This window comes from Syntrophus buswellii (genome assembly GCF_046097065.1).
GTDB lineage: Bacteria > Desulfobacterota > Syntrophia > Syntrophales > Syntrophaceae > Syntrophus > Syntrophus buswellii.
Genome location: NZ_CP175563.1, coordinates 235,643 through 255,272, shown reverse-complemented (window position 1 = coordinate 255,272; position 19,630 = coordinate 235,643). Strand labels below are relative to the sequence as shown.

Sequence of the window (19,630 nt, the reverse complement as noted above, 5' to 3'; positions counted from 1 at the left end):
GGTCTTCCTTTTGCTCTCCATCTATTTTTTCTTTTTCGCTTTCTTCTTGACGTCGCCCTTACCCAGTGATTTTGCACCACTGACGGTCCCTTCAACGGACTCCGACGGACCCATGGCCAATCCCTTTTCAACAGTGAGATTCTGCGTCAATTGATCGGTCTTTCCGAATGCGGACACCTTGAGGGTAATGCGGTAACGGCCCTCCGGTGCATCGGCGGGGATGTCAAAGTTTCCTTCGGCACGCCTCGTTCCAATGGCGGACGTGACCTCCTGATCCACCGAGCCCAGATCCTTCCACTCATTCTTTTCGGGATCAAAAAAAGCAAGGGCCCGGGTTTCGGTCACTTTGACCTCACGTTCGCCTTCCGGCGCCATGACGTAATAGGAGCCGTTCATCTGCACTTTTCCTCCCGGGGACACACCGGAGGGATTGAGGACATAATTCTCTATTTTAATGACTTCACCCTGCGAGGTATCGTATCCTGTCCGCTTCGCCGTCTCCGCCCCCCCGGCGACGGGATAGCTCGTCAGATCCGAATAGGCCGCGAGGCATCGCCCCCAGGCGATGGCGAAGGCCAGGGCGCCGCCCACGGCGGCACCCGCCGCGGCACCGATGAGTGCCCCCTTCCCCTTGCCGGACACGGCCCCAATAAAGGCGCCTCCAAGCGCCCCTCCGATTGCGCCTACCGCGGTATAGGTGGCAATGCACCGACGCTGTGCCGATGCCCGCTCTTCCGGTGTAAGGGGCGTACCGGGCGGCGGCAGCGGCGCACAGGCTGAGAAAAGAAAGACCACTAACAGAACAGGAATCAGTCGGCGGAAATGTTTCATCTTCACGGCTTTCATCCCTCTCAGTGGTGGCGCAGCTTAACCTGCATGGTCAGTATCCCGCCCTCGGACATGGCGAACGCCGGGACAACGCCGAAATTCTTTCCGCCTTCCGATTCAAGGATGATGTCTTTGGCCCCTCTGCCGGCGGGTTTCCACCCCGTTTTCGGCGAGATGACAGCATAAGTCGTCTGCATGTTGTCTTCGACCACAATATCCTTGGCTCCCCGCAGGCTCTTCGCTCCTTCCATATTTGATGCAATTTCGATCGGCGGAGGTGGCGGCAGATCCGCAACACCGGTGGACGCCGTGCTCATGCCCGGATCAGGCGAAGAATACGAAGGGGACGAGGACGACGGAGAAGGGCCGCCGGCGGTCACGGCACCCTGCTGGCCGCCCACGATGGGGCTGGGGTTGTCGGAAAGCATGATCATCAGGGTTTCCGTTCCCGGCCTCCCGACGAACCTGAAGGTCGTTGCTTTGGGGATCTCATGCATGGTGAACGCCTCGACATATTCATTGAAGAGAATGTTCGTATTACCGGATGACCCGATGTTGAGGATGGTCATATAACCCGGCCTGTTGGTCCTTACCAGCATCTTGATCCGCTCCCCGGAGCGGAATGTACGGGCTTTCGTCACCGATGTCATTTGACCGTCATCAGAGAGCAGCATCAGCTGATAGGAGATGCCGGTGTAACGTTCCCTTGACGGCGCGGCCTGCTTTACGGTCTTTTTTGCAACGCTCCGGACGGGCGTGCTCTTGGCGGGCGTGGAAGACATGGAGACGGAAGGCCCCTCGCCGCTGTCGAAAATCGCCTTTGCGCCTGTCGGCCCGGCGCCGATGGCAGGCAGCGCAATCAGCAGTGCCAGAGCGCAGCATCCTCCGATTGTGAGAAATCGTCTTTTTTTCATGTTTCATCCTCCTCTATGGTAATGTAACATTCTGAAACTGCATGAACCCATCAATAACCGTGCCCTTTATGGTGATGTCCTCTCCAGCCGGCATCGTGGCTGCAGAGAACCCATTCGGGCTTTTCCACATGATACTTCAATGGAAAAAGCAGGGGCACTTTTCTTTTGCTTGATAATATTTCAGAAAGATCCTAGACTGCTGGATCTTCCCGTGTGGGGCAAAACAGTCAACGTACCGTAAAGTTTCCTGAAATGACAAAGCACCTGAATCTCAATATCTTGCCGATCGCAGTGAGCTGGTCGTCAAACAGCACCAAGCTCATGAAGGTCCGGCGGACCCGCGCTGATGAAAACCATGCCATCTGTCATTTTTTATTTTCAACTGCATCAACCGTTCCGTCTTCATCCTGACAGGGACAAATTTCTTTGGGACGAGGAAAACAGGGAAGTCTTTCTGAAAGCTTCCCAACGGTCCTATCTCCCGTCGCTCCGGATGTTTGCCGATCTGATCCCGCAGCATCCCGGTTTCAGGATCGCCCTGAGCATCTCGGGAACATTTCTGGAGCAGGCCCAGAGTTATGATCCGGAGGTGATCAATGCCCTGCGGAATCTTCTCGATGTCGGGAAAAAGAACCATCAAGTCGAATTCCTTGATGAAACCTATTACCATTCCCTGACCTGCCTCTTTGCCGACCCGCATAAGCAGGAATTCCGGGACCAGGTCGCTCTGCACCGGGAAAGCATGAGAAGGCTTTTTGGCGTCTATCCCCTTTCCTTCAGGGATACCGAACTGATCTTCAACGCTTCCACAGCCGACATCGTCGCCGATATGGGTTATCTCGCCATCCTGTGCGAACCGAGGCAGCATCTGCGAACGGATCATGAAACCGGCGCCATGGCCCCCAACAGAATCTTTCACGCCGGAGGATCCAAGCTGATCGTGATTCCCAGGAACCGGTCTCTCAGCAACGATATCGCCTTCCGCTTTTCCGACCACCCGCTGACGCCGGAAGACTATGCCGCCTCGATTGCCCGAGCGGACGGCGAAGTGGTCCTGCTGGGCTATGACCTGGAACACATCGGCGGCCACATCCACGAAGACAAGGGGATCTTCGAATTCTGGCGCGGACTTCCCGCCGCGCTGGAGCAGCATCCCGAAATCAGGGTCGAAACGCCTTGCCAGGCCGCTGCCCACTATAAAGACGCGCACTGTCCAACCCTGGCCCCCCGGAGTGCATCGGCCTCCTCATGGCTGGATGCCGTCAGGATGACCTTCGGCTGGCTGGAAAGCTCGACGCAATATGACCTCTTTAAAAATCTGGAAGGAATGGAAGGAGTGGCGCGCCGGGCCGGCGGCGATCTGTTGACCCGCTGGCGCACCCTGACGGCATCGGATCACATTTACTTCCTCAACGACCGGGTCGATGCGGAACAGATCCTTCGCCGCTATGACAATCCCTATGAAAATTCCACGATCCGGGCCACGGAGATCCTGACGCGGAAGATCTGCGTTCTAGAGGGCTCCATCACCCGTTTTGAGATCCTCAAGAAGGCGGATAAAACACCCATTCTTCTCATCACCCCGGAAACGGGAAGGCTTCCCAGCGACATGGGGCTGCTGGCCAAATACATCTCCGGAAAAAGCGGCGGTCAGGGCGATGTGGTCTCCGCCTTGTGCGAGGGGCTTCTGGACAGAGGCATCGAAGTTCACCTGGCCACCCTGAATCTGAAGAAACGGTTCCAACTGGAGTCCCATATGACGGAGCATCAGTGGCGGGAACTTCGCTATAAGATCGATCCCGAAAAAATCCATCTCATCAGTTCCGCCATTTTTGCCGATAATCTCAGCGCCTATTCCGGCGATGTCCTTTCAACCGCTGCCGAATTCCAGCGGCAGATCGTCAACAACGTCATCAAGACCGTCCGGGCAAAGCACGGGGGGCGGATCATCATCCACAGCCACGACTGGATGGCGGGTGGCGCCATAACCGCCTATGCCAAATCCGCCGACGTGCCCGTTCTGCATACCGTGCACAACGTATTTACGGAGAATCTTCCGCTGGAGCTGATGTCCGGGATCAATCTGAACCGCATTTCGGATCATCTCTACTACTCGGAATCCTATGGGAAAACCTGCATCGACTGCCAGGCCACGGCCATCAAAAATGCGACTCTGATCAATTTCGTGGGAGAGCATTTTCTCCGCGAGGTCGTGGAGGACTATTTTCTTGATCGGCCCATCGTTCCGACCAGTGTCCGGGACGAAGTCAAAGTGAAATATTTCGGCAACGCCGCCCAGGCGATCCTGAATGCCCCGGCCTCCGTCATGTACCCGGAAAACTGCCCGTTCCTGGTCCGGAAATACGGCCTCGACGACTCCATCATGAAGGCCAAGCGCGAAAACCTGGTGGTGTTCCAGGAAAAAACCGGATTGGACGTCAACCCTGAGGCCATTCTCTTCTTCTGGCCTTCCCGACTGGATCCGCTTCAGAAGGGCATCGAACTCCTCGAGGCAATCGCCCAGTCCTTCGTTTCAGCCCATCCGGAAGCCCAGATCGCCGTCGTGGGGGATGGAATCGGAGGCGACCGCACCCACATGGAGATTATGGGGCGCATCGCCTGCGCCTCCCAGGGGCGCATCGCCTATTATCCCTTCGATGAAGCCCTGTCGATGCTCGGATATGCCGCCGCAAGCGATGTCTTCGGAGCGTCCCTCTACGAGCCCTGCGGCCAGATTGACCAGGTGGGAAATCTCTTTGGTGCAACGGCCACCAACCGGGATACAGGCGGTTACCACGACAAGATCACGGAATTGAGGTTAAAAATGGACGGTGCTCCCCAGGATGAAGGCAACGGTTTTCTTTTCAAGAATTACGACCCGGGCGGACTGTGGTACGGCCTGGAAAGAAGCCTGAACTTTCACAAGAACCCCCTCGCCGTCCGTGAAGACCAGATCCGGCGGATCATGCGGGAAGCCCGGGAGAAATACAGCCTTCAGACAATGATCACCCAGTACCTCAGGATTTATGAAAGGCTCAACGGCGGAAGCCCCCTCTGATAAGCCTCCGTCCTCAATCTTCTTCCTTCTTTTCGCTCAGAACCGAACCGTCCGGGGGATAGTCCAGTGTACCGTCGAGCTGTGCAACCTTCCCGGGCGCATGCTCGGGGAAAGGCAGCTCGCTCCGGGTCCGCCAGCGCTGAACGGTCTCGGATGCTTCACCCTTCCTTTTTGCATCCAATCCACCGTCCCGGGTCATGTAAAGGGTCCGGGACGGGAAGGCGAAGCCGCTGCCGGCCGACTCGACAAGATCCATGACCCGCAGCAGCAGATCCTCCTGAACGGCCAGATAGGACCCATGCTCTGTTTCAAGGACATAGGCGAACATCTCCACATCGAGAGACGACTGTCCGAAGCCGATGAAACGAACGCGAACCGTTGCCGAATCCACCCGGGGATGCCGGTACAGAAGTTCACGCAGGCCTGCCAGGATGAAGCGGAGCTGATCCGCCGTCGTCTCGTAGCGAAGGTTCAACGTATGGCGGAGGAGAAAGCGGTCACGCAGAGTGAAGTTCTCGACAGCGATGGATGAAAGCTGGCCGTTTGGAACAAAGGTGACCGTGCGGTTCAGAGTCCGGATCTGAGTGGAGCGGAGGCCGATATGCTCGACGGTGCCCATGTACTCGCCGGCCTTACAGAAATCGCCAAGGCGGATGGGCTTGTCCCAGACAAGGAAGACTCCCCCGAAGAAATTCTCGATGGTCTTCTGGGCGGCAAAGGCCACGGCGATGCCGCCGATGCCGAGACCGGCCACCACGGCTGTGAGATTGATGCCGGCGAAGTAGTGGAAGCTGACCACAAGCGCCGTGATGACGGCAAGCGCCTTGAGAAGCGTCGCTGAAAGGCGGATGACGGCACTGGCGGCCTCCGGCCTGCGCTTCTCCAGGATTTCCGCCGCAACATCAACCAGTTGGATGCAGATCCAGGTCAGGCCGGCAAGAGCCATGGTCGAGGAGAGAAACGTCCAGAAGAGCCGGTCCAGCAACCAGAAACTGCCTAAGGAAAAAAGATAGATTACCCCCGCCGAAAAAAGAACAACCAGGGGCTTTCTGATCCGCCTGAGTGTTATCAGTCCCAGTTCGTCAACACGGTGGCGAATGGACTTCTGCAGCAAAGCGTAACATAACACCGTGAGAATCCAGCCGCAGAAAACGGCGGCAAGGAGCATCAGCAGAGGCAGGATCCACCGATACAGGGGAAGACCGGCCAGGCGGTTTTCCGTCAGCGCTGCGGGCAGACGCCCCTCCAACCAGGGGGCTTCGATTTCCTCATAGATCTGCGGCACGGATCGGAGCGTTTCCGAGGAAAACAGCCAGACCTTGGGGCTGTCATCCTTTTGAAGGCGCTCAAGAAGGATTTTATATTGCCCCCTTTTTGTTTTGACAGACGCCACCACCTCTTTTTGAGCGGGCAATCCGTCATCCAGATCCCCTTCGGGTTTCGTGCTCAACCTGGCCCTGGATGCGGAGCCCCTCTCATCGAGAACCCGCTGAAGTTCGAGGGCAAGTTGACGGGCGTTCTTCCCCCTCTGCCTCGTGTCGAGATATTCAATGGCCCGTTCATAGTCCTCCCTCTCCACCGCCCTCAGGAAACCGACGACCGTTCCCTGGGGTGTGCTCCGCCCCAGGGGATCGTCGAAGGATTCTTCCGCCTGTGGCACCGCCTTGCCGGCCTGGTCGCCCTCCCCCTTAACAGCGGCCCATGCACCCGATGTGATCATCAGGCAGGATATCACCGCCAGGATCAGTCCCATGGTGTGCTTTCGGATCGTTGACATGGTCTTTCTTCCTTTATTTCTTGATGTGCATTCTGTTCCCGATGTTCATAGCTTCTTACAGGAACAAAGTAAAGTCATTACGAAACCCTCTTTCCGCCATGCCGTCCCGTACCGGGCGGGGAGATGCGATGTCCCTTCGTGAGGAATACCTTTTGAATTTTGCACAGGGATGGTTTAGAAGGAGGATGATGGGATGTTCATAAGAGCATAAAAACATGACTCCGATTTTCAGAGGCCGACAATCGGTTGACCGCTGGAACGTGAGACTCCTGTAGATTAGAATACCATGGAAAATTTATGGCTCGCCTTCGGGCTGACCCTTTTTGCAGGCATGGCTACGGCGATCGGCAGCATCATCGCTTTCAAGGCGCGGAGGGCTGACTACAGGTTCCTGTCGGTATCAACCGGTTTCTCTGCCGGTGTGATGCTTTACCTGGCGTTTGTAGAGATCTTCTTCAAGGGATTGGAATCCCTCACCGACCATTATGGGGACGACTTGGGGCCCTGGATCAATGCCGCCTCCTTTTTCGGGGGGATGCTGCTGATCGGCCTGGTGGACAACCTCATCCCATCCGCCGAAAACCCCCATGAGACCCACTCTGAAGCGGAGATCATGCCGCTCCATGACGCATCGGCTCCGATCCCGGACTCCGAGTCCTCCATAAAAATGAACCCGTCGGAAAAGGGGCTCCAGAATGACAGTGCCCATTCTCGAAAGCTCATGCGGACGGGGCTTTTTTTAGCGCTGGTGATCGGGATACACAATTTTCCCGAGGGGCTGGCCACCTTCATGGCCGCCCTGCAGAACCCGGGGCTGGGCGTGGCCATTGCGGCAGCGATTGCGCTACACAACATCCCTGAGGGGATCAGCGTGTCCGTACCGATCTTCTATGCCACCGGTGACCGCAGGAGAGCCTTCCTGTATTCGGTTCTCAGCGGATTAGCCGAACCGCTCGGCGCCCTCACCGCATATGTCGCGATGCGGTTCTTTCTGGCAGACAGTTCCGGGGCGATCCCATCCCAGGTTCTTGGAATCTCCTTTGGAGTCGTGGCCGGCATCATGGTGTACATCAGCCTCGATGAGCTGCTCCCGACAAGCAGGGCCTACGGGAAAGGCCATGACAGCCTGTATGGCCTCGTCGCAGGCATGATGGTCATGGCGTTGAGCCTCCTGCTCATGAAGCCTTGACCAAGGAGAAAAGGGCTTCTTTCAGGATGGCCTCCGAAATACATCCCCCTCCTGAGCACGTCGGGCAGTTCACGGTCAATTGCCCTGAGAAACAACAAGGCCACGGGGAACGGCCATGATCCGAGGGAGCAATTCGCCGATCCGGACGGTTCCCCTTCCGCGGGGAGGTTTTCCACCCGGAAGGCCGGGACCTGCACCGCATAAACGGACGGAATTTCCTGCTGCACACTCTTGAAGGCCTTTGAAAACAAGTCATTTTGTGCCGTACCGCGCCGGCGGCCAATTAAAACGGGACAAGTTGCTAAATAAATTCAGGAATATTAAAATTTCACCTTATCTTTCTCTTCTAAAAATGATAGAATCATCCCGCAGTTGAGACCAATTGACGTCCATGGATCTGAAATCACGGACGGATAGCGTTCTCCATTATTACAATGAAACGATTTTAAAGGGAAATTCGTGCCGTGCCCTTGTCCCTAATAACTTTCAACACCGATGCGTACCAGGCAAAGGACACCTCTTCCGGCTTCGGCCAGGTGCGGAGCGGATTGCATGAACTCGTGCAATCCGTCCATGACGGTCATCTGGAAAAAGCCAGGCTGGCCTATAAAAATCTCTCTCTGACAGCGCCGGCCGTTTTTGACAGGGTCAGCCTGAAACTGACCGGGGATTATGATGCCATCGGCCGCGCCCTCGGGGAAAGCAATATTACTGAAGCGCAGAAGGCCGTTTTGCAGCTGGGTCAGGATCTTCACGACATCGGACGCGCGGAGAGCGCCTCCTCCCGGTATTCGAATACGCCCGGCCATCGGATTTTTTCCTCGTCACTGCAGAACATGATCCGGGCATACCGTCCGGAAGGCGTTCAGGGATTTCCCGTCGGCATCCATATCGACATCATGGCCTGATTTGACGCCTCGAGAATATCCGGTTTGGCGCGAACAAAACGAGGGCATAGTATGGAACAGGATCCGCCGATCGAAGAAGAAAAGTTGCGCATTCGGGAATTGATGATCGACGATCTTGCCGAGGTCTTCCACATCGGCGAGGAGATTTTTACCGCCGAGTACTCTCAAAACCTCTACCGCACCTGGGACGAGTATGAAATCACCACCCTCTTCAATTCCGACAGCGAGCTCTGCCTCGTAGCGGAGGCGGGTAACAAGATTCTTGGCTTCGCCTTGGGAACGACTGTGGAAAAGCACAACTCCCCATGGAAATACGGTTACCTCGTCTGGCTGGGAGTACGGGAGGAAGCCCAGAAGAGGCAGGTCGGCAGCCGGCTTTTTTCTGAGGTCAAACGGCGGATGAGAGAACGGGGGGTCAGGATGCTCATCATCGACACCTCGGCCGACAATCAGCCGGCTCTTTCATTCTTCGATAAGATGGGGTTCAAGGATCGCCAGGAACACCTCTTTCTCTCCCTCAACCTGTCCCGCAGGGCCAAGAGAAAATCGGTCAGGAAAAAGGTTTAATCATGACCCGTGACCCGAAGCTGTTGGAAAAAGCCATTCAGCCGGAAAGGCTGCATGAAACGCTTCTGGATCTTCTCGACATCTACTCCCCATCCGGCAAGGAAGCGGATATCACGGCCTACCTGGAAAAGCTCCTGAGGGGGGCCGGCATTGCCGTGGAGCATCAGGAGGTTGAGGAAGACCGTTACAACCTCAGCGCTGCCATGGGGCCGGGCGAACCGTTTCTCTACCTGGTCGGTCATGTGGACACCGTCGCCTCCTGGGATCTGGAGGCGTTGGGAACGCGTGAGGAAAAAGGCGTCCTGTACGGACTGGGCAGTGCCGATATGAAAGGGGGATGCGCAGCCATGGTGGAGGCCTGGCTGGCCCTTGCGGAGACCCTGCAGGTTGACGAACGGCCGCCGGTGGGCCTGCTGCTTGTCGTCGGAGAAGAAGAAAACGGCGACGGCAGCGCTGCTTTTCTGGACAGGTGCCGCCCTCCCTGGGCCGTCATCGGTGAACCCACGGGGCTGTCGGCCTGTTTTTCCCATTACGGCTACCTGGAGGCGAATTTCATCACCCGGGGCCGGCGAAGCCATTCGTCCCTGCCGGAGCTGGGCCACAATGCCGTGGAATCCATGCTGCGGCTTCTGCTGCATCTGGGTAAAAACACCCTGTTCGACCGTGACAAGTCGGATGTCGTCTATTCGATCCGGGAAATGAATTCTTCCCCGGCGGGCTTTGTCGTTCCTGACCGTTGTGAAACCTGGATCGATCTGCACCTTCCCCCGGACAGGGAGCCCATGATCATTCAGGAGGCCATCCGCCGGGGCATTGAGGGAGCGCATCGCTACATCCCTGACCTGGACGTGGAGATAAGCTTTGACGTCTCCTATGGGGGATACGATCTCGGAGCCGACAATTCCATGGCCTCCCTTTTAAAAGAGATTTATGCGGATCTGAACATCCCCTTCCGCCAGGACGCCTTCCGTTCACATTCCGACGGCAATCTCTTTTATGCGGCGGGGACCAAGCCCATTCTTCTCGGACCGGGCTCCCTGGAAACCGCACATACATCGGAAGAACAAGTGCCCTTCCGGGAAGTACTGGCAGCGGCCCGGATCTATGCCGCCCTCTGCCTGAATCTTGTGCCGGAAAAAACGGACGATCCCGCGGTGAAGTGAACCCGGAAGCGATGCGGCTTGTTCCGGCTCTTCAGGAGCTTATCAGACCCTCCAGACCGGCCGCCATTTCCCGCCCGGACTGATACCGCTCTTCCCGCTTTTTGCTCATCGCTTTTTCTACAATGGCTGCCAATTCTGTTGAAACGATGGGATTTCTTTCCAGGACGGGGGCCGGGGAACGGTTGACGATGTTGTTCATGACGGCGGCGAGAACGTCGCCCTGGAAAGGTTTGCTTCCAGTCAAAAGCTCATAGAGGACCACCCCCAGGGAGTAAAGATCGGCTCTCCCGTCCACCGTTTCCCCGTTGACCTGTTCCGGGGACATGTAATTGGGCGTACCCACGATCGTGCCGGCGCGGGTGCCTGACAGATCAGCCACCCGGGCAATGCCGAAATCCGTCACGGTCACATGGCCTGCCGAGGATATCCGGATGTTGGCCGGCTTGATGTCCCGGTGAACAACGCCCCGTTCATGGGCATAATCCAGGGCAAGGGCCACATCCCTGGAAATTCTGGCCGCCTCCGCTTGAGAGAGCAGGTTTTCTTTCGCGCAGTACTTGCTCAGATCGCAGCCCTCCAGGTACTCCATGGCGATGTAAGCCATCCCCCGGCCTTCACCCACATCGTATATCGTTACGATGTTCGGATGGGAGAGGTTGCCGGCCGCCTCCGCTTCCCGGAAGAAACGGAGCCTGGACAGGGCGATGTCGTCCCCGTCGGCGCAACGCAGAGTCTTGATCGCCACGGTCCTCTGAATCAGGGGATCCCTCCCCAGATAAACCGTTCCCATGGCGCCCTGCCCGATAACCGCAAGGATTTCATAGCGTCCGATGGTGAGTTTTGACTTTGCGGAATCCATGATCACCGTGGCGTCTCCGTCGTTTCCGCACGCCCCGGTATCACCGGCGGCAGGAGCGCCTCCGTTCTGCTTGAAAATGGTTTTCCCGGAGGAGACGGTCTGAGCGTGAATCATTCCAGCCGGGGGACGGAGGGAGAGGGCGTCCGCCTCCCGTATCTGGGACAGGAAAGCAGCCTCCTGTAAAAGCGCCTGCAATCGGCTTCGTTCTATGATTTGGCGATAGCTGGGATGGAGAACATCAGCCTTGAGATGTTCGTCGCCGGCAATCCCCTTTGCCAATTGATCCGACATGAACAGTACGAAAAGATAAGGAAATTGATCCCGCGCCACAGACAGGGATGCACGGTCTCGATAGGAAAGCACATGGTGATTGACCACGGCGTTCACCATGAGATCGGAAAACCCCCATTCGGAAAGAGCAATCCCGGCAATGACGGCATGGTTGACTCCAAAAAGCCGGTCTTCCTGCTCAAGGCTCAAGGAGTCCACATGCTCTTCCGATACCGTGGCGCCCTCGGATGTCGGCATCATCAGCAGAATCATCTTTCCGATATCATGAAGCAATCCCATGGTCAGAAGACTCCCTTGATTCAAGCCGCTGAAAAGAGAGTGGAGGTGGGCCGCGCATATGGAAGTCAGCGTGGCATGCAGCCAGATCTTTTCCATCACCGCATCCTTTTCGGGATTCGCAGTCAGGAAAAGCCGGAGCAGACCTTCGCGATAGAGAATATTCTTGACGTTGACAATGCCGAGAATCAACAGGGCATGATTGATCGAATCAAGCTTCTTGGGCATCCCAAAATAGGGAGAGTTTGCTACTTTCAGGATTTTTGCCGTCAAAACCGGATCAGAGGTCACCATTTTTGAGATATGGGATATCTGAATGTCCGGGTTGTTTAAGATATGTTGAAGTTCGTCGTGGACAGAACGGAAATTTTTCAGTTGAAAAAGTTGATCCTGGATGATGTGGACCGTTTCCGGTGAGACATTCCGATATTCCACTGGCGGCATAAACGGATAGGGATTGATGTAGTGATCCGCGTAAATATCCTCCATGGCGGCCTGGATATTGTTTTTGATCACCCAGTTCAGGGTTGAAAACCCCTCTCCCGGCGGAAGTGTCTCCTCTCCGTCGGGCTGCAGCGGAGGCAGAGCCGGAGAAGAAATGACCGTTCTGTCCATTTCCGGGAAAGACTTTGTCGGCGATTTGATGACGGCCAGGCAGGGTTTTTTCTTCTCTTTCCCCTTCAGAAGGAAAAACGCCAGAAGAAGCAGGATCAGAACCGCTGCAAAGATCACACTGATTGGCATATCTCTCCCTTGCAGAATCTTTTCTGTTGAAGACGAGCGTAAAAGACTCGATAGCGGCTTGACTTTGAGAATCCGCGGAAGCGCATTCCGTTTCGAGCCGTGAGGATGATTCTCCTCTTCCCGATGTTCTCCTCGACAACGTCGGGAATCTGCAACCTTGCCGCGCCTGCAGCCGCAAAAAGGCGGGACGGATCAATCGGCAAACGCCTTCCAACATTCCGACATCACGGCGTTTTCATTTGCCGGGTGAAACCGGCCGTTCTTTTTTTGCTTGCATTTAAAAAAAACTATAGTAACCTACAATTAGTTGAACGCTCTTCCCGACGATCCTTGACGCCCGCTTCGATCGACGGCTGTTTTTCGGAAACAAATGCTCCTCCGCTGAAACGCCATACTCCTCCCCCGTCACCCCTGGTTTCTCTCCTTCAAGACTTCGCACCGGATGCTGGATCGCCGATCCTTCTCTAAGAAAAAAATCCGTTCGCCGGAAGGAAGAAGACCTTTCGTCCTTTTAATTCCGGCTGCAAATTTCAACAAGCAAAAAAGAATCCATCGCGTTCCCCGGCATTTGCTTTTTATTAAAACCTCGACAGATGAACGTCACGGTCTCGACGAAAACATGGACAGACAAGGAGGTGGAAGAATGAAAAGCGTTAATCCCGACGGCTCCGTCACGGCCAGGGCCAGGTCACTTCTCTATCTACTTGATAAGCCCTTGACGCCGGAAGAAATCTCTCAGCAGCTTGGGCAACCCCTCTTTCATGTAAAGAACAGCCTGCATGAAATGGTTCTCTGCCGCATCATCGACCAGAAAGGTGAATGCTTTGTCATCACCGAGCACGGGAAAGAAAAGCGATAAGAGGGGAAAAGCGGATCAAGGAATGATGTTCGACGGTAAGAAAGAGGAACACCTCCCTGAAAGCGGACCGCCCAGCGGGCAGTCTCTGAATCGCCTTCAGGGAGGAAATTGGAACCGCCTTATTTCAGCCAGTCTTCTATTTCTTCAGCCTGATGGGACTCCTGCTGGACCGTAAGATCCATCTTCATCACCAAGCCGGAATGTTTTTTAAACTCCCCATCCTCCTGCAGTCGAGTGTGCCGCCCCAGAGCCTCCCGGACATCTCCCAGGGCCTTTCGAAGAGCCTGCTCCACCGCCTGCCCCGCGTCCATGCTCTCGGGAATCAGACGCGGCACCGCTCCGTCTTCGGCAACGGCCTCCGCGAAAAGGGCCAGCTGCTTCATCTTTTCCATGGACTGATCCATCAACGCCCAGCCCTTAGCGCCATCCCTCTGGGAGAGCCAGGACAGGCGGAGATGCCGGAGCATTTCGTTGTATTTGCCGATCAGCTCTTGCTGGAGCATCTCCAGAAAAGCGGGGGGAAGCTCATGGTCGCCCTGGGGAAGCCCCCCGGCATCTTCCGGGCTGAGCTTGTCCAGCATCCGCTGAAAACGCCTGGCATGGATCGCCGATTCCCAGGCCTCCCGGTGAAGCACCCTGCGTATGTGGGGATCATCCACCTTCTCCGCTTCGCCGTGGTAATGGGGAATCAGCTTTTCTTCATACTCGATGTAGGATTTGAGCATCGTCGCCCGGCTCGTGGGATCAAAGGGATAGGGCCCCGGCGTGAAATCCGGTTCGCCGCCCAGCCGGCCGATGATCATACCCAGCCAGTGCATGTGCCACATCTCCTCCCTGGAGCGGGAAAGCAGGCCCGCTCCCATCGGGGTGTCCTCCCCCTCCTGGTACGCATGGACCAGGTAGCGGATGATGGCGGCGTGTTCATCTGCAAAATCACGATTCAGCATGTCGATCAATTCCTTCGTATCCATGTAATCCTCCTCCTGAATAAATAGTTATTCCTCCTGTGGATTTTCCCTTACTGCCGGGCAGCAGAGGCGGCGATCCCTATGCCTTCCAGTCACGAAGCTCCAGTTTAAGAGACAGAAACTGCAGCATGTCCTTGAGGGTGAGAATTCCCAGCAGGCGCTCACCCTCGACCACCAGCAGGCGGCTGTTTCCCGTCCGGCTCATGATCGCCAGGGCGCGGACAGCGTCTTCATCCGGTCCAATGGTGATGTCCGGGGTGCACGGTGCGGCGATTTCGCCCACCGTGTGCTCTTTCCAATTCTCCCGGGGAATCTCCGCCGCCTGACGGACGGTGATGCACCCGGCAAGGCGGCCGTAGGAAACCACGGGAAACAACTTGTAATGATACCGGTAAACATAGTCATTGACAAACTCGTCGAGGGTCAGAGTCCGGGACACCGTCACGGGCTCCGTCACCATGAAGCGGCGCACCTTTTCCCCTTCCAGGACCTTGCGGGCTAGAAGCTGGGAATAAGACATCTGGGCCGCATTGCGCAGGAAAAAACCAATCATCAGCCACCACAGCCCCCCGATAAAATTGCCGCGGAAGATGCTGAAGATTCCAAGGAGCATCAGCACAACGCCAAAGGCGGAACCGAATCCGGAAGAAATGCGCGTCGCCCAGCGAAGATTTCCCTTCCATCCCCAGAGGAGCGAACGGAGGACCCGGCCGCCGTCCAGGGGAAACGCGGGAATCAAGTTGAATGAGGCCAGGAGCAGATTGATAAAGCCCAGGTAGGACGTGACCGCTGGAATCGTTCCCGGCCACCCCAGCTGCCTGCCCGCATAGGAGATCCCGTGAAAGGCCAGGCCCAGGAAGAAACTGGACAGTGGCCCTGCAATGGCCATGAAAAACTCGGCCCTGGCACTGGGAGGCTCATCGTCCATTTCCGCGACGCCCCCGAAGATGAACAGAGTGATTCCCTTTACGGGGATTCCATAACGGGTGGCCACCAGGGAATGACAGAGTTCGTGAAAAATGATGGAAAAAAACAGCCCCAGGGCTCCCAGGGCCCCCATGGCCCAATAGGCGCTCTCGGACACCCCCTTGTAGGAGCCGGGGAAAATGCCCTTTGCCAGAGACCAGGTGACCAGCAGGGCCAGGATAACCCAACTGGCATCAATCCGCACTTCAAACCCCAGTAGCCGGAACAGGGTGATTCGGTTTCCAAACATAGCGATACCTGGAGATTATATTGAAATTACAGCAATAATGACCGTATTCCAGGAGAAAATCAAGAGAAATAAAAGGGGGTTCGGAGCCCAGCGGGGAAAAACCTGTTGCCATTTGACCCGCTCCTCAATTATAGGACGGACAGTTCTTATCAATGAGCCATGGAGGTTTTCGGATTCTTGATCGAAGAAATCGCCGGGGGATTTTACAGAATATCCCTTCCCATGCCCTTCCGCTTGAATCATATCATGTCGTTTGCCCTGGTTTCGGAAAGGCAGGTCACGCTGTTTGATACGGACATGGATATTCCGGAGGGGTTTTCAGCGCTGGAACGTGCGCTGCAGCAGGTCGGAAGGTCCGTGTCCGACATCGACCGGATCTTTCTGACCCATTACCATGCCGATCATTGCGGCCTGGCCGGCCGATTGAAGGAAATCAGCGGCGCCCGGGTTTATCTTTCCGAGGCCGACTCCGAGGCCCTCCGGAATCAGAACCGGACGGGAGAGCTGTTTCGCCGCCTTCGGATTTTCTGCCGGGAGCAGGGCTTCCCGGAGGAACTCATCGATTCCCTGCAGGAGCTTCATCTGTATTTCACGGGGGTTACTTCTCTCATCGAGGCCGATGAACCCCTCCTCCCTTATTCCTGGCATACGGCGGGCCATCGCGCCTTTCAGGTCATCCCCGCCGCCGGTCACACGAGGGGGCAGGTCTGCTTTTTCTTTCCCCGCGAGGCGCTGCTCCTTTCCGGAGACCATGTTCTGCCGGTCATAACTCCCAACCTCAGCATCGACCTCTTTCACCCCGAGTGGCATCCCCTGGAAAGCTTTCTCGAATCTCTGAGGCGAGTCAAAAAATTAGCGGCTGATCGCACGTTTCCTTCGCACGGCCACATGATTCCCGATCTGTGCTCCCGCATCCGGGAAATTGAGGCGCATCACGAGGAGCGCAAGCAACTCATCCTGGAAGCGGTTCGCCAAGGATTTGACACGGGGCGGAAAGTCTCCCTGGACCTTTTCGGCGGCAACCTTCCGGAATTCGACCAGTATCTGGCGCTTCACGAAACCTGCGTTCACCTGCTGGAATTGAAAAGCGAAGGGCTGATTCAAGAAATCCGATCCGGCGATACCATCCGCTATCTTCCCTGAGGAAGCCTAGATGTAGGGGAAAACATGCCGGGTCACGATTTCAAAGTTATTTTTGACCCGCTCCCGGCCGATCACCATTCCCATGTGTCCGGGAAACAGAAATTCGGCATTCAATTCGGAGAGGCGCGTGATGCTCTGCTTCAGGAGACTGCCGTTACCGCCCGGGAAATCGGTCCTCCCCACATTCTGATCGAAGATCACGTCCCCGGAAAAGAGGGCGCCGGTACGCGGCCAGTACAGTGCGATTGAGCCGGGGGAGTGGCCCGGGACAAGCAGGACCTGGAAGGTTTCATCCCCGAGAATCAATTCGCCCTCATTCAGCAGAAGGTTGATCTCGATGGGAGGAACCGCCAGGCCGAACATGCGGCATAACATGGCGTTTTCGGGCCCTTTGTAAAAGGCCAGATCTTTTTCGGACAGGGCGATCTGAATCCCGGAGCCGTTGAACAGCGAACTTCCTTCGATGTGATCGGCATGGGCATGCGTATTGATGATCGTGCGGATGTCCTGCCGCTGAATTCCGTCCTTTTCCATCTCGCCGAGGAGGCGGGGGAAATATTTGGCCAGCCCCGGATCCACCAGGGCCTGGACAGATCCTCCGATGTAATAGCTGTTGCAGTTGTTGTCGAAATACTCCGTCCATTCGTAAACATAAAGATCGTCATCAAATTTCACGTTCGTTCTTCTCCTTATTTCTGGAAGCTGTATCTGCACTCATAAAAACGTCATTCCGGCTGCATCAGATTGAAACCCAGCGCGGAATCGGCCACCCGGCGCGCCGGCGTGTCCAGCAGCTCCCAAAGAACCACTTCCAGAATCTGCCACACCTTGACCCCTCTCCGGATGCACCCGGTGACGGTCCGGTCTTTCCGGCCCATGGCACAGTGCATGTGGATCTGCGGGCGGCCTTCTTCATCGGGAAAGAGCGTGCCGGTTCCCGCCACCTCATGGACATTTTCCAGCAGATGCTCCATGGGAACCACGGGAGTGGAACGGCCTTCCTCCGGACCGACGACCACCCGGCTGCCCGAATCCAGCGCACCCACGGCGATGATGGCCGCCGCGCGAATCGACTGTTCCGCGGCAAACCGCTCGATCACCTCATGGACAATTTCTCCGTCTTCGAGACGGATCACAAAGATGCGACCCTGGCGGGCCTGTGAAAATTTCATGGGTCTCTCCTGCTCATCCTTTTTTTTCTGAACTCTTCTTCAGGGAAACATCTTGCCGGGGTTGAGAATGCCCCGAGGGTCCAGCAGCTCCTTGATTTTTTTCATCGTTTCCAGGCTCTCGCCATGCTCCCTGGCCATGAACTTCTTTTTCCCCAGCCCGATGCCGTGCTCTCCAGTGCAGGTTCCCTCGAAGTCCAGGGCCGAAGAGACCACCCGGCTGTGGGCCGCCTCCACCCTCGCCCAGCGCGATTCGTCTTCGGGATCGTCCATCACGACGACGTGGATATTGCCATCGCCCGCATGTCCGAAGATGTAAGCCGTCAGGCCGGCCACGAGTTCCTTGATGAGGGCCACCAGTTCGCTGTACCGGGAAAGGGGCACGGCAACATCCATGCTCAGCGACTTCAATCCCGGGTGAGTGCGCCGGATGGACTCGTGGGTGAGATGGCGGATCTCCCAGAGCCGCTTGCGCTCTTCCGGACCGATCCCACGGTCCAGGAGGATGCAGCCGTTGTCCCGGCAGATCTCTGAAACAAAACACATCTCATCTTCAAGCCCGCGTTCACTGTACCCGCTGAACTCCATCAGCAGCGTGGGCGATTCTTCCAGGCGGAGCCCCCGGTCCCGATTGAGAACGGCAACGATGTCCCTGTCGAGGAACTCCATGGCCCCCGGCGTTATCCCGGAGCGCATAATCTCGAAGACGGTCCGGGTGGCGTGACCGAGGGTGGGAAACGTCGCCCGGACAGCCATGAAGGCGGCGGGAAGCCCTGCGAGCTTCAGGGTGGCCTCGGTCACGATCCCCAGCGTTCCCTCCGCCCCGGTAAAGAGACGGCAGAGATCATATCCAGAGGAACACTTGCGGGAGCGGCTGCCCGTCCGGATCACCTGCCCGTCGGAAAGAACGGTGGTAAGGCGCATCACGTAATCCCGGGTGGCGCCGTACCGAACGCTCCGGATCCCGCTGGCGTTGTTTCCTATCATCCCGCCCACCGTTGCCGCCGCTCCGGGATCGGGGGGAAAGAAGAGCCCTTCCGCCTCCAGAATGCGGTTGAGTTCCTTGTAGACCACCCCGGCCTCCACGTCCGCCTGAAAATCCTCGGGGCGGACCGCCAGGACCCGGTTCATTTCCTGGAAATCGAGCACGATCCCCCCGAAAACAGGGATGGGGTTTCCCTCCAGGGAACTGCCCGCCCCCCAGGGCGTCACGGGAATCCTCCGCCGGAAGGCATGGGCGACGATCCGGCTCACTTCATCGGTGCTGTGCGGCCAGAGGACAACCTCGGGAAGGCAGGGCTTATGGAAGGATTCATCATGGGAATGAAGAAAACGGACCGACTCCCCCCGGGAAATCCTTTCCCGCCCAACGATCCGGGTCAGATTGTCGATATCCCGTTCATCCAGGCAAGGTTCGGTCATCTTCGCATCCACCTCACAGCAGCCCGCTTGCTTTCGGACATGGGCGCCGGCTTCGCCTGCCTCTTCCGGATCCGTTTCCGCATCCTGTTGAGCCGCTTACGTCATGCCGGCGCGTGATCCTTGTTAATAACGTCATTAAGAAGGCCATTCTACGGGGCCTTTTGTCCCCATACCACAAAACAGGAGAAGAAAAAAGCTTTCTCCCGCACGGAACAGGACAAGCCCTTTTCAGAAGGGCCAGGACGGCACCGTTCTTCCTGTGAAGGCGGTTTATGGCTG

Annotated in this window: 16 protein-coding genes; 7 read left to right on the top strand and 9 right to left on the bottom strand. The window is 56.6% G+C overall.

Features of this window, described 5'->3' with window-relative positions:
* Positions 1 to 21: 21 nt before the first annotated feature.
* Both ACJ77P_RS01135 and ACJ77P_RS01130 read right to left on the bottom strand, forming a co-directional pair.
* The gene (locus tag ACJ77P_RS01135; RefSeq protein ID WP_367360490.1) at positions 22 to 837 is read right to left on the bottom strand and encodes a hypothetical protein; all 816 of its coding nucleotides are present in this window, start codon (positions 835 to 837) and stop codon (positions 22 to 24) included.
* 14 nt (positions 838 to 851) lie between these two features.
* Entirely contained in the window at positions 852 to 1,742 is an 891-nt protein-coding gene (locus ACJ77P_RS01130; protein WP_408998799.1) for a DUF4384 domain-containing protein, read from the bottom strand.
* 355 nt (positions 1,743 to 2,097) lie between these two features.
* On the opposite strand from ACJ77P_RS01130, the gene ACJ77P_RS01125 reads away from it, so the two are divergent.
* A complete protein-coding gene (locus ACJ77P_RS01125) occupies positions 2,098 to 4,800 on the top strand; it encodes a glycogen/starch synthase (RefSeq protein ID WP_408998798.1) in 2,703 nt (900 codons plus the stop codon).
* Positions 4,801 to 4,813: 13 nt separating this feature from the next.
* On the opposite strand, the gene ACJ77P_RS01120 is transcribed toward ACJ77P_RS01125, so the two are convergent.
* Positions 4,814 to 6,577 (bottom strand): mechanosensitive ion channel family protein, encoded by a 1,764-nt coding sequence (locus ACJ77P_RS01120; RefSeq protein WP_367360487.1) that lies wholly within the window; start codon positions 6,575 to 6,577, stop codon positions 4,814 to 4,816.
* A 286-nt stretch (positions 6,578 to 6,863) separates the two neighbouring features.
* Here ACJ77P_RS01120 and zupT point away from each other — a divergent pair, with 286 nt between their 5' ends.
* The 4 genes from zupT (at position 6,864) to ACJ77P_RS01100 (ending at position 10,404) form a co-directional block, all read left to right on the top strand.
* Positions 6,864 to 7,766, top strand: a complete 903-nt coding sequence (zupT, locus tag ACJ77P_RS01115) for a zinc transporter ZupT (RefSeq protein ID WP_367360486.1) — start codon at positions 6,864 to 6,866, stop codon at positions 7,764 to 7,766.
* A gap of 464 nt (positions 7,767 to 8,230) precedes the next feature.
* Complete coding sequence (locus ACJ77P_RS01110) at positions 8,231 to 8,674, top strand: hypothetical protein (RefSeq protein WP_408998797.1); 444 nt, start codon at positions 8,231 to 8,233, stop codon at positions 8,672 to 8,674.
* Between the two features lie 51 nt (positions 8,675 to 8,725).
* Positions 8,726 to 9,241 (top strand): N-acetyltransferase family protein, encoded by a 516-nt coding sequence (locus tag ACJ77P_RS01105; protein WP_408998796.1) that lies wholly within the window; start codon positions 8,726 to 8,728, stop codon positions 9,239 to 9,241.
* A 2-nt stretch (positions 9,242 to 9,243) separates the two neighbouring features.
* A complete protein-coding gene (locus ACJ77P_RS01100; RefSeq protein WP_367360483.1) occupies positions 9,244 to 10,404 on the top strand; it encodes a M20 family metallopeptidase in 1,161 nt (386 codons plus the stop codon).
* 31 nt (positions 10,405 to 10,435) lie between these two features.
* Here the strand turns inward: ACJ77P_RS01100 and ACJ77P_RS01095 are convergent, their stop codons facing one another.
* Complete coding sequence (locus tag ACJ77P_RS01095; protein WP_367360482.1) at positions 10,436 to 12,574, bottom strand: protein kinase domain-containing protein; 2,139 nt, start codon at positions 12,572 to 12,574, stop codon at positions 10,436 to 10,438.
* Positions 12,575 to 13,217: 643 nt separating this feature from the next.
* Between ACJ77P_RS01095 and ACJ77P_RS01090 the strand changes: the two genes are divergently transcribed.
* Positions 13,218 to 13,433, top strand: coding sequence for a hypothetical protein (locus tag ACJ77P_RS01090; protein ID WP_367360481.1), 216 nt, complete (start codon positions 13,218 to 13,220; stop codon positions 13,431 to 13,433).
* Between the two features lie 119 nt (positions 13,434 to 13,552).
* Here the strand turns inward: ACJ77P_RS01090 and ACJ77P_RS01085 are convergent, their stop codons facing one another.
* Positions 13,553 to 14,404 (bottom strand): ferritin-like domain-containing protein, encoded by an 852-nt coding sequence (locus ACJ77P_RS01085; RefSeq protein WP_367360480.1) that lies wholly within the window; start codon positions 14,402 to 14,404, stop codon positions 13,553 to 13,555.
* 76 nt (positions 14,405 to 14,480) lie between these two features.
* Positions 14,481 to 15,617, bottom strand: coding sequence for a site-2 protease family protein (locus tag ACJ77P_RS01080; protein ID WP_367360479.1), 1,137 nt, complete (start codon positions 15,615 to 15,617; stop codon positions 14,481 to 14,483).
* A 177-nt stretch (positions 15,618 to 15,794) separates the two neighbouring features.
* Between ACJ77P_RS01080 and ACJ77P_RS01075 the strand changes: the two genes are divergently transcribed.
* Complete coding sequence (locus ACJ77P_RS01075; protein ID WP_367360478.1) at positions 15,795 to 16,760, top strand: MBL fold metallo-hydrolase; 966 nt, start codon at positions 15,795 to 15,797, stop codon at positions 16,758 to 16,760.
* A gap of 6 nt (positions 16,761 to 16,766) precedes the next feature.
* Here the strand turns inward: ACJ77P_RS01075 and ACJ77P_RS01070 are convergent, their stop codons facing one another.
* The 3 genes from ACJ77P_RS01070 to ACJ77P_RS01060 are packed head-to-tail and all read right to left on the bottom strand — an operon-like array spanning position 16,767 to position 19,351.
* The gene (locus ACJ77P_RS01070; protein ID WP_367360477.1) at positions 16,767 to 17,435 is read right to left on the bottom strand and encodes an MBL fold metallo-hydrolase; all 669 of its coding nucleotides are present in this window, start codon (positions 17,433 to 17,435) and stop codon (positions 16,767 to 16,769) included.
* Between the two features lie 50 nt (positions 17,436 to 17,485).
* Complete coding sequence (locus ACJ77P_RS01065) at positions 17,486 to 17,932, bottom strand: PPC domain-containing DNA-binding protein (protein ID WP_408998795.1); 447 nt, start codon at positions 17,930 to 17,932, stop codon at positions 17,486 to 17,488.
* A gap of 39 nt (positions 17,933 to 17,971) precedes the next feature.
* Entirely contained in the window at positions 17,972 to 19,351 is a 1,380-nt protein-coding gene (locus ACJ77P_RS01060; RefSeq protein ID WP_367360475.1) for an FAD-binding oxidoreductase, read from the bottom strand.
* Between the last annotated feature and the right edge of the window lie 279 nt (positions 19,352 to 19,630).

Excerpts from the sequence above, each read along its gene's own strand:
- ACJ77P_RS01085 (WP_367360480.1), bottom strand. The coding sequence starts at position 14,404 with ATGGATACGAAGGAATTGATCGACATGCTGAATCGTGATTTTGCAGAT.
- zupT (WP_367360486.1), top strand. The coding sequence starts at position 6,864 with ATGGAAAATTTATGGCTCGCCTTCGGGCTGACCCTTTTTGCAGGCATG.
- ACJ77P_RS01090 (WP_367360481.1), top strand. The coding sequence starts at position 13,218 with ATGAAAAGCGTTAATCCCGACGGCTCCGTCACGGCCAGGGCCAGGTCA.
- ACJ77P_RS01125 (WP_408998798.1), top strand. The coding sequence starts at position 2,098 with ATGCCATCTGTCATTTTTTATTTTCAACTGCATCAACCGTTCCGTCTT.
- ACJ77P_RS01095 (WP_367360482.1), bottom strand. The coding sequence starts at position 12,574 with ATGCCAATCAGTGTGATCTTTGCAGCGGTTCTGATCCTGCTTCTTCTG.
- ACJ77P_RS01105 (WP_408998796.1), top strand. The coding sequence starts at position 8,726 with ATGGAACAGGATCCGCCGATCGAAGAAGAAAAGTTGCGCATTCGGGAA.
- ACJ77P_RS01130 (WP_408998799.1), bottom strand. The coding sequence starts at position 1,742 with ATGAAAAAAAGACGATTTCTCACAATCGGAGGATGCTGCGCTCTGGCA.
- ACJ77P_RS01060 (WP_367360475.1), bottom strand. The coding sequence starts at position 19,351 with ATGACCGAACCTTGCCTGGATGAACGGGATATCGACAATCTGACCCGG.
- ACJ77P_RS01100 (WP_367360483.1), top strand. The coding sequence starts at position 9,244 with ATGACCCGTGACCCGAAGCTGTTGGAAAAAGCCATTCAGCCGGAAAGG.
- ACJ77P_RS01065 (WP_408998795.1), bottom strand. The coding sequence starts at position 17,932 with ATGAAATTTTCACAGGCCCGCCAGGGTCGCATCTTTGTGATCCGTCTC.
- ACJ77P_RS01080 (WP_367360479.1), bottom strand. The coding sequence starts at position 15,617 with ATGTTTGGAAACCGAATCACCCTGTTCCGGCTACTGGGGTTTGAAGTG.
- ACJ77P_RS01120 (WP_367360487.1), bottom strand. The coding sequence starts at position 6,577 with ATGTCAACGATCCGAAAGCACACCATGGGACTGATCCTGGCGGTGATA.